Genomic DNA, 8,669 nt, shown 5'->3' with positions numbered 1-8,669 from the left:
AGGTCTCTGTCAAACCAAGGATTGAGCAGAAGTCCACCATAAGGCTCTACTCCAAACTTTACAACTCCATGCTCTTTTATAACTGCGTTTGGTTTAAGTTTTAGATTTGGTGAATCACTGTGTGCACCAACCATTAAGTATTTCAAATCTGTTTTGGGGTAAGTAAACGCAATAACAGAAGAGTCATTACGAGTAACATAGTACTTTTTTCCTGCTTCAAGCTCCCAGTTCTCTACTTCATTAAGTTTCACAAATCCTGCATTTTCAAACATCATCGCCATATTGCGTGTTGCATGAAACGGGGCTGGTGAAGCATCTAAAAAACCTAAAAGTCCATCATTAAAATCTTGTTTGTTCATCTCTTACTCTCTTCTTTTTAACTAACTTATTATATCCACAAACTCATTTCCCTCTAAAGCGCCAACAATTTGACTTCCAACGCGAATAGCAGAATCAATGACGACATTATGTAGTTTTGATACTATGGTTACTTTTAGAGGACGGTTACCTGGATTTTGTCTTATAGTAGCGTATAAATTTTCTAGCACATCAAAATCTTGTGAGAGTCTTACTGCCAAATTTATAGGTTCAGGCGGTGCTTCTTGCACCTCTTTTTTCACCTTTTTTGTCTCTCTTTTTGCATCTTTTAATGCCATAATCTTTGTTACATTCAGACGCGGTCCAAAATCAGTAAGCGTAATTCTTGCTTTAAACGCAACTGGCTCTTCTAAGTTCATTTGTGAGAGTTGTTCTAGCTTATCTGAAAAAAGCATAATCTCAATATTTCCATGAAAATCCATCAAGTTTACAATGCCAAACTGATTTCCTTTTTTAGAAACTTTTTTCGTTATCTCTTCAACTTTACCTATAAAAATAGCAAAAGAACCATCTTTTATATTTTCTAATTCAGATGAAAGTGTATAGTTTAGCTCATCTAACTCTTCACGGTAATCATCCATAGGATGCCCTGATACATAAAAACCTAAAGTATCTTTTTCAAACTCCAGTATCTCTTTAAGCTCATACTCTTCACAATTTGTAAGCGTAAGTTCAACCGTTGTTATCTCTTCATCGTCCCCAAAAAGAGAACCGACTGCGTTTTTCTTCGCTTCACTTGCTTTTTTTGCAGTCTCAACTATAAGATCTATTTGGTCAAGCAGTGCCTTTCTTGAGTAGCCATATCTATCAAATCCACCAGCTTTTATACAGGCTTCAATCACCCTTTTATTTACTTTACTAGGCTCAATTCTATTTACAAAATCTTGTAAAGTTATATAGTCACCATTTTGCTCACGCTCTTCAAGCATAGCATGAATGGCCGCTTCACCAACACCTTTAATTCCACCCAAACCAAACAAAATAATCTCTCGATTATCTTTAGTAATTGCAGAAAACTCAAGTTGCGAGTCACAAACATCAGGTGGAGCAAGCTCAATCTCCATCCGTTTCACTTCATCAATATAACGGACAACTTTTTCAGTATTGTCTTTATCTGATGTCAGAAGTGCTGCCATAAATTCATTTGGATAGTAAGTTTTAAGCCATGCTGTTTGAAATGTCACCATGGCATAGGCTGCTGAGTGAGATTTATTAAAGCCATACCCAGCAAATTTTTCAATTAAATCAAAAAGTTCTGAAGCTGTTTTATAGTCAAGCCCCTGCTTTGCAGCACCCTCAGAGAACTCTTTGTTATATTTAATCATCTCCTCGACTTTCTTTTTCCCCATAGCACGACGCACAATATCTGCACCACCAAGGCTAAAACCACCAATAGTCTGTACGATCTGCATAACCTGTTCTTGATAGACAATGACACCATAAGTTGGTTTTAAAATCTCTTCAAGTGCAGGAAATACATAGGTAATCTCTTGACGACCATGTTTACGCTCAATGAAGTCATCAAGCATCCCAGACTCCATCGGTCCTGGTCTATAGAGTGCCAAGACTGCAATTAAATCTTCAAAATTATCTGGTTTTAGACGACGATTTAAGTCCTGCATTCCACTTGATTCTATTTGGAACATTCCAACTGTATCACCCGTTTGAATAACATCATAAACTTTTTGATCATTTTCATCTATTTTATGCCACTCAACATCTCGATCGTATCTGCGTTTAATAAGCTTAATTGCATTTTGAATAACATCAAGCGTTTTAAGACCCAAAAAGTCAAACTTAATCAGATCAACATCTTCCATATAGTTCAGTGAATATTGCGTTACAAAAGTATCTTCGCCAGATGGCTTATAAATAGGTGTCTTTTTCCAAAGCTCTTCATTTGAAATAACCACACCTGCGGCGTGCATTCCTGCGTTGCGTTTAAGACCTTCAAGCTTTTTAGCAAACTCCCAAACACGCGCTGCGTTTGGATCACTCTCAATTAGCTCTTGAATCTTTGGCTCTTTTTGAAAAGCACCATCAACAAATTTACCATTTTTAGTTTTTCCATTAAGTGTAATTCCAAGCTCATCAGGTATAAGTTTTGCCATTTTATCGGCTTGACTTAAAGGCATCTCAAGCACACGGGCAACATCTCGAATAACCCCTTTTGCTAAAAGTGAACCAAAAGTGATGATTTGTGCCACTTGATTTCGCCCATATTTTCGCACAACATAGTCTATGACTTCACCACGACGAGCCTGCATAAAGTCCATATCAATATCGGGCATACTTACACGCTCAGGATTTAAAAAACGCTCAAAAAGCAGATCGTACTTCATAGGGTCAATGTCGGTAATTTCCAGTGAAAATGCAACCAAACTTCCAGCAGCTGAACCACGACCAGGACCAACAGCTACATCAATGCGTTTAGCTTCTATAACAAAGTCCCAAACAATCATCATGTAGCCTGGAAATTTCATAGAATTAATGATGTCCATCTCAAACTCTAAGCGTTCTCTATACTCTTCATGACGCTCTTTTGGAACGATTTTTAAGCGTTTTTCTAGCCCCTCTTTACACTTATAAATAAAGTAAGCTGCATCATTTTTATCTGCTGCTGAGAGCCATTTTTTCTTCTGCTCATCTGTAGGATTTTGAGGAAGTGGTGCATCATCTTCAAAGTTGATATCAAGCCCTTCAGCCTCTGCATACTCTTGTGTAAACTTAAAATTTGGTGGTGTTGGTGACTTTACAATAGGAACAAACTCTTCAATTTTATTTGCAATATCTTGCGTATTCTCTATGGCTTCAGGAATATCCACAAAGAGACGAGCCATCTCCTCAGGAGATTTGATGTAAAATTCATGAACAGAATGACGCATACGATTTGGATCATCATAGAGTTTATTCATCCCTATACACATAAACGCTTCATGATACTGAGCATCACCAGAGTAAGTATAGTGTGTATCATTTGTCGCCACTACTTTTATACCCGTCTCTTTAGCAATTTTTAGTATCTGCTCATCAATGTAGAGCTGATCGCCAATTCCATGACGCATAATTTCAAGATAAAAATCATCTCCAAATATATCTTGATACTCTCGTGCTGCTGCCAATGCGCCCTCATATCCCAAGGCACCATTTTTTACATTTCTCTCATTTTGCATATTTAAGTGCCAATTTACTTCACCCTGCAAACAAGCAGAGCTACATATTAAACCCTCACTATGCTCTCTTAACTCTTTTTTATTTAAGCGTGGATAGTAGTAAAAACCTTTTATAAATGCCTGCGAAGAGAGATACATAAGATTTTCATATCCCTTTTTATTTTTAGCATATAAACAGATATGAAAACGCTGTTTTGTACTTTTATCATCTAGGGTTTCACCATTATGAATGTAACCCTCCATTCCAATAATAGGCTTTAACCCTGCACTCTTCATCTGTTTATAAAAGTCAATAGCTCCAAACATATTTCCATGGTCAGTCATAGCAACAGATGTCATTCCAAGCTCTTTTACTCGTGAAATAAGATTTGTAAGTTTGTTTGCACCATCAAGAAGAGAGTATTCTGTATGTAAATGAAGATGTGTAAATTGTGGTTTTGCACTCAAAGCAGTACCTTTGATTTTAATTTTTTATGGATTAAATAGAAGCCCAAGAAAAGGACTTCATAGATGTTTATTTAAGAAGTTTTTTCCATGCTTTTTCTACTTTTTTGATAAGTTTAGCACTAAAGCCTTGAACCTCTTCAAGAATTGTAGGATTTTGATGAATAACACCAATAACATCATCAACACTACCAAAGTGTTCAACAAGTTTTTTTACTTTTTTCTTGCCAATCCCGTCAATAGCTGTTAAAAAGTCACCTAACTCTTCTTTTGTAATTTTTATTTCATTTTTTACAGACTCCGCACTCTCATCTTTTGTAGGTGTCGGCACTTCTATATCTGATTTTTTCTTTAAGCTTCTAAGAGGTTTTAGAGCAAGTTTATCTTGATAATTCCACTTTTCACTTGGCCACTCTTCAACATATCTTCGTTTTACAGGATATACTTTATATTTTGCATCGAGTTCATGAAGATAGACCTCTTTTTTACCATACATTTTCTTTTTATTTCCAAAGTAAGCACCATCATAACTTGCATTAAATTTACCAAATGTTATATGTCTCATAGTTCGTAATAAATCAGGAGAAATTTTTCCTAACTCTTCCCAGTTGAACATAGGCATATTTGGTTTTCTAAAACGACCTTCACTTAAAAGCCACATCAAATACTCACCAATCCAGTCTCTAATGTAAGGAAACGCAGCAAACGCAGTTGCACACTCTAAAATGCGAACCTTGCCATCTTTTCCATAAGCCACATCACAAGCCCAATACTCAGCTTTTGCTGCTTTTGAAACTTTTACAGCTAAATCAAGTACAGATTTTGGAACATCATTATAGTCCATACTTCCACCTTGTGAAGTATTTGTAAGCCATTCACCCTCTGGTGCACGACGCCAAAAGGCACAAACAGGCTTATGCCCGATGAGCATTACACGAATATCAGCCTCCATAGGAACGAAATCTTGAAAATACTCAGGATGGTAGCGTTTCTCATCAAAAAGTGCACGCGCCTCTTTGTAGCTGTCAACTTTATGCACAAAGTATCCACCATAATTTGAAGGACCATAAGACTTTTTAATGATTTTTGGATATTCACATTTTTTCAAAAACTTATCTGCATTTTTATGATTATAGTAGATGTATGTTTTTGGTATTGGCAGGTCATATTTCCATGCAAATCTTGTTACATTCTCTTTAGATTTATTTGAAAACTGTGTATCTAAAGATGGAATAAAACGCACATGAGGCAATTCGCGGGCAATCTCACGAAAAGTCTCATAAGCAGTAGCAGGAACATTACCAATAAGAACATCAATCTTCTTTCGCTTGACCTCTTTAATAAATCTATCTTTATCATTTTTCCAATGATATGTAACAGTCTCTATTTTATTTGGCCAACCTTTAAAATTTGAATGATCAAAAAATCTTAGGACATAATCCATATACAAAAAGCCTAACTTTGGTAACTCTTTATTACTTAATCCCATGCTACTTTCCCCTTTTTTATAGCGTTAATTACTTAACTTTTTCTAAATACTCGCCATCAACTGTATTTACTTTAACAGTATCACCTTCTAAAACATGATAAGGAACTTGAACCACCGCGCCACTCTCTAATGTTGCAGGTTTTTTACTTCCACTTGAAGTATCACCTTTGAAGTTTGGTGGTGTATCTGTAATAACAAATTCCATAATTTCAGGAGCCTGTACAGAGATAGCATTGCCTTTATAAAAAACAATATCTACATTTATACCATCTTTAAACCATTTAGAAGCCTCATCACACTGCTCGTATGAAAGTCCTAGCTGGTCATAAGTTTCATTGTCCATAAATTGGTACATTTCGCCATCATCATACAAATATTGCATCGTTTTGTAGTCAATCTCAGGAACTTCAAATTTATCACCTGCATGAACAGTCTTTTCAACTACTTTTCCATTTAAAAAACTTTTCATTTTCATACGAACAAACGCAGCACCTTTCCCTGGTTTTACATGTTGAAATTCTACTACTTTATAAGGAACTTCACCCACTACAAGACGAACATTTTTTTTAATATCACTCATACCAACTGTTGCCATTAATACACCTTTATTTAAATATTTTGAAAGATTTTACAATAAAAGTGCTTAGAGCGTTCTAATGACTTTATATGATATTTATGATAGTAAGATAATCAATATATAAAATAATCATATAATTTAAAAAAATATTAAGTTTTATGAGAGTACCATTGAAGAATTAACTATTTGAGGGATAAATATGACTATTTCATCATCACATAACAATATTAAAATATTTGGTAATATAAAAAGTATTTCTAATTACCATCTAATAACAGAAGAAATTGATGTAATTAAGAAAGAATTTAGTGATATAAAAATTCATCTTTTTGATTCCATATCTATTACTTCATCTGTTATAGGTTATTTATGTAAATTAACTAGTTCGGGGTGTAATGTAGAACTTTATATTGCAAATGATGGACTCTATGATTTACTGGATGATTTAAACCTAGTTCAAACATTAAATGTACAACGAATCACGTCATAAAAAGAAATATGATTTATGACTACGAATGTTTATAAAGAAGAACAATTTTTCTACGCTAATTTCAAATGAAGAAATAGAACAAATCAATAGTAGTTCTTCCATTTTAATTCAAGTTTTCTCTGGGGAAGATGAAGATGAGATAAATAAGATTTTAACTTTTTTAAATCAAACTTTTCCAAATAGTGTCATTATTACCTCATCAACAGATGGAGAAATAGCTAACAGCGATGTTCTAACATATAGTAGCGTCATTTCTATTTCTACTTTTGTAGATACAAATTTAGAAATTGCTTATGCCTATACACCAGACAGCTTTAATACAGGTGCAAAGCTGGCAAAAAAAATAGTCACTAAAGATACAAAATTATTAATAGCTTTTGCTAATGGTTTAAAATGTAATGGCGAAGAATTATTAGATGGAATTTATTCTGTTCATCCAAAGCTAATAGTTGCAGGTGGTCTTAGTGGTGACAATTCCAAATTTCAACGCTGTTTTGTTGGTATAAACAACAAACTCTATGATAAAGGAGCGGTAGTTGTAGCACTCAATTCTAAAACTTTACAAGTCAATAATTTTTATAGTTTTGGATGGCAAACTATTGGTTTAAAACATACAATTACAAAAGTAGAAAAAAATCGTGTTTATACTATTGACAATCTAACTACAGTCGCATTTTATAAAAAATATTTAGGAGAAGATATTGCAAACTCATTACCAGGAACAGGTATAGAGTTTCCACTTATTTTAGAGAACAGAGGCTTTAAAAAAGCACGAGCAGCCACTGCAATGTATGATGATGGAAGTCTCGGTTTTGCTGGTAACATTGAAGAGGGTACAGAAGTTTATTTAGGTATAGGTGAAGCTGAAGCAATTTTATCAAACCCTTTGCATAGACTTGGAAAACTCAATGTTGAATCTTTTTTTATATACTCCTGTATGGCACGTCGTCGTTTTCTACCTCATCGTATATCAGAAGAGATAGAACCTTTTGCAAAGTTAGCACCAACAAGTGGTTTTTTTACTTATGGCGAATTTTATACACATAAAAAACCAGAATTATTAAATCAAACATTAACAGCAATAGCTCTATCTGAGTCAACAGAGAACAAGAGCAATCGTTTAATTTACAAATCTACAAAGACGACTACTCCAGACAGAACATTTCAGGCCTTACGACATATTCTAGATATCACGTCACAAGAACTTCACACCCAAACACTTATTCAAAAAAAAATCAACAATGAACTTGAAGCAAAGACTGCAACACTTCAAGCCATCCAGCAGATGGCAAATCTTGGAAGTTGGGAACTTAATCTTAAAACCATGCATATATTATGGTCTGATATGAATTATAAAATTTACAATATAAATAAAGAAGATGGTGTACCTTCGTATAAAGAATTTATAAATATGGTTGTGCCTGAAGATAGAGAAAAATTTCTTAAAATTCAAGATAAATTATATGATGGTAAAATTCATTCTATTGAGATACGGGTACTTCGTAATGATGGTAAAATTATATATATACTAGAGAGTGGAAAATTAATTTTGCACAATGGCAAGCCCATAAAAATAGTTGGAACTTCTTTAGATTTAACAAAAATAAGAGTGCAAGATTCACTGCTGATACAACAAGCTAAATATGCACAAATGGGCGAAATGATAAACATGGTAGCTCACCAATGGAGACAACCTTTAAATGCTATTAGTGCTGCAGCAATAAAGCTAAATATTCAGACTCAAATGGGTATTTTAACAGACAAAGAGATAAATAGCACCTCAAAATTTATAGAAGAGATGACTCAAAAAATGTCTCAAACTATTAATGATTTTATGAATTTTACAAAACCTACAAATAAAAAAGAGTCTATTATATTTGATGAAATATTTCAAGATATTTTTAATATTATTGGAACACAACTTAGCAACCATAATATCAAAGTAAATATTAATATTGAAACAGAAAAAAAACTATATACTTATAAAAAAGAGCTAGAGCATATACTCATAAATATTATAGGTAATGCAAGAGATGCTTATGAAAATATGGACATTGAGACTAAAGAGATCAATATTAGAGCATATGTAAAAGATAAGCTATTTATCATAAAAATTTC

The 8,669-nt window shown here is 33.8% G+C and carries 5 protein-coding genes and 1 pseudogene; 2 read left to right on the top strand and 4 right to left on the bottom strand.

The features are described 5' to 3' along the window. The 4 genes and pseudogenes from MV589_RS00635 to efp all read right to left on the bottom strand — a co-directional run. Positions 1-359, bottom strand: a pseudogene (locus tag MV589_RS00635) (M18 family aminopeptidase); the annotation flags it as partial. 21 nt (positions 360-380) lie between these two features. Continuing rightward, positions 381-3,998: a DNA polymerase III subunit alpha gene (gene dnaE, locus MV589_RS00630; RefSeq protein ID WP_297431066.1), complete on the bottom strand. Its 3,618-nt coding sequence runs from the start codon at positions 3,996-3,998 to the stop codon at positions 381-383. Between the two features lie 67 nt (positions 3,999-4,065). Next, entirely contained in the window at positions 4,066-5,484 is a 1,419-nt protein-coding gene (locus tag MV589_RS00625; protein ID WP_297431065.1) for a helix-hairpin-helix domain-containing protein, read from the bottom strand. Between the two features lie 28 nt (positions 5,485-5,512). After that, a complete protein-coding gene (gene efp / locus MV589_RS00620; RefSeq protein WP_297431064.1) occupies positions 5,513-6,079 on the bottom strand; it encodes an elongation factor P in 567 nt (188 codons plus the stop codon). Positions 6,080-6,260: 181 nt separating this feature from the next. Between efp and MV589_RS00615 the strand changes: the two genes are divergently transcribed. Next, on the top strand, positions 6,261-6,551 hold the full coding sequence (locus MV589_RS00615) for a hypothetical protein (RefSeq protein WP_297431062.1): 291 nt from the start codon (positions 6,261-6,263) through the stop codon (positions 6,549-6,551). A gap of 25 nt (positions 6,552-6,576) precedes the next feature. After that, a partial coding sequence (locus tag MV589_RS00610; protein WP_297431061.1) for an FIST N-terminal domain-containing protein occupies positions 6,577-8,669 on the top strand: 2,093 nt, incomplete at its 3' end.

The sequence above is a fragment of the Sulfurimonas sp. genome, from assembly GCF_026991475.1.
Taxonomy (GTDB): Bacteria; Campylobacterota; Campylobacteria; order Campylobacterales; family Sulfurimonadaceae; genus Sulfurimonas.
The sequence above is the reverse complement of the archived record's forward strand: the minus strand, read 5'-3'. Positions and strand labels throughout refer to the sequence as shown.